The sequence below is a fragment of the Pedobacter sp. 01T416_2 genome, assembly GCF_056398925.1.
The window spans coordinates 1-1577 of the sequence record NZ_JBFTQI010001046.1; the positions used below are offsets into that span (position 1 = coordinate 1).

Consider the following 1577-nt stretch of genomic DNA (forward strand, 5'->3'; position numbering starts at 1 on the left):
GCACTTACCACTGCGTCGGCACCTTTTAAAACTGCTGCTAATTTTTCAGTATCCAAAACATCAACTGCGATTTTACTTACCTGATCATTGTTATTTTCAATTTTAGCGGTATCGCGTGCAATGGCGATCACTTCATTTCCACGACTTACCAGTTCGTTTAAAATGGCTTTGCCTACAAATCCAGAGGCTCCAATTAATGCTACTTTCATGTTATTTAATTTTTAAAATTTATTAATCTAATTTAAATTGTAACATTTTTTGTTACAGTTATGTTCAAAATTTTTTATTTAAAGCTTGCACTAAAATCTTTTAATGTTTTAGATGAAAGATTTTTAACCAAAGCGGTTTCGGCATCATCATATAAATCGTTTAAGTGTAGGGTAATCTGCCTCCCTACCGGACAATCGGGATTTGGTTCATTTTTGCTTTCGCCTAGCAAACTTTTTTGTTTAACAGCCCGGTATACATCGCCCAGATTAATATCGGCAGGATTTTTTGCCAATGTAGAGCCTCCGCCCTTCCCTTCTTTGCTCTGCACAAAACCATATTTATGTAGGTTGGCCAATTCCTTCCTTACCAAAACAGGATTACAGTTAATGCTTCCGGCAATGTATTCTGAATTCAATAGCTGCCCCTTTACCTGATCGAGCAGCGTAAGAATGTGGAGCGATATGGAGAAATGACTGCTATTCATACTGTAACTATTTTTATTACAGAACAAAGGTATAAATATATTTTATAATACAAAAATGTTAAATCTTTATTCCTAATTCATCTAAAGACTATCTTTGTCGCTGAACGTGCCCTTAAATTAAAATCTTGAAAAAGTTCCTAAAAATATTCGCGATTACGATCGTTTCCTTAATCGCCCTTCTAATTGTTATCCCCTATGTAATTCCGCAGACGGTTACCAAAGAAATTACACAGGTTATTAATAAAAACATAAAAGGCGAGGTAAAGTTTGAAAGTACCAACATTTCCTTTTTCAATCATTTCCCCTCATTAACTTTAAACCTGAATAACTTCTTATTAAAAGGTTCTGCACCGTTCCAACAGGATACGCTCATTTATACCAAAAAGTTAGCCCTGGGCATAAACCTGCTTTCGCTATTTTCTAAACAGGTTAAAATTGATCAGTTCTATTTAGATGATGCGCGCATCAATATCCTCAGCGATGAAAAAGGTCATGCGAATTATAATGTTTACGAAAGCAAAAAGGAAAACACTCCAAGTACCAGCGAAGGCAACACAGCTATAAAGATTGAAGGGATTTTCATCAACAACAGCAACCTTACTTACAGCGACCGTTCAATTCCTATGCTCATCAGAACCAAAGGACTTAATTACACAGGAAAAGGCGACCTCAGCAATGCGATATTTGACTTAAAAAGCAATCTTTCTATCAATGAAATGGATGTTTATTATGCCAATACCCCTTATTTAATCAAGAAAAAAATAAATGCCAATCTGATTACAAAAGTGAATACCAACTCCCTTAATTTGATTTTCGATGAGAACAATTTAATGATCAATTCGCTTCCGATTCGTTTTGTGGGACATTTTTCATTCTTAAAAGA

Annotated in this window: 3 protein-coding genes; 1 reads left to right on the forward strand and 2 read right to left on the reverse strand. The window is 35.1% G+C overall.

The genetic code is table 11. The features are described from left to right. Both AC1DPQ_RS27195 and AC1DPQ_RS27200 read right to left on the reverse strand, forming a co-directional pair. A partial coding sequence (locus AC1DPQ_RS27195; protein WP_477611482.1) for an NAD(P)-dependent oxidoreductase occupies positions 1 to 209 on the reverse strand: 209 nt, incomplete at its 3' end. A gap of 74 nt (positions 210 to 283) precedes the next feature. Continuing rightward, on the reverse strand, positions 284 to 694 hold the full coding sequence (locus AC1DPQ_RS27200) for an Rrf2 family transcriptional regulator (RefSeq protein ID WP_029275076.1): 411 nt from the start codon (positions 692 to 694) through the stop codon (positions 284 to 286). A 125-nt stretch (positions 695 to 819) separates the two neighbouring features. Between AC1DPQ_RS27200 and AC1DPQ_RS27205 the strand changes: the two genes are divergently transcribed. Continuing rightward, a partial coding sequence (locus AC1DPQ_RS27205) for an AsmA family protein (protein ID WP_477611483.1) occupies positions 820 to 1577 on the forward strand: 758 nt, incomplete at its 3' end.

Bases quoted from the DNA above. Each gene is read 5' to 3' on its own strand.
- AC1DPQ_RS27200 (WP_029275076.1), bottom strand. From the start codon at position 694: ATGAATAGCAGTCATTTCTCCATATCGCTCCACATTCTTACGCTGCTC.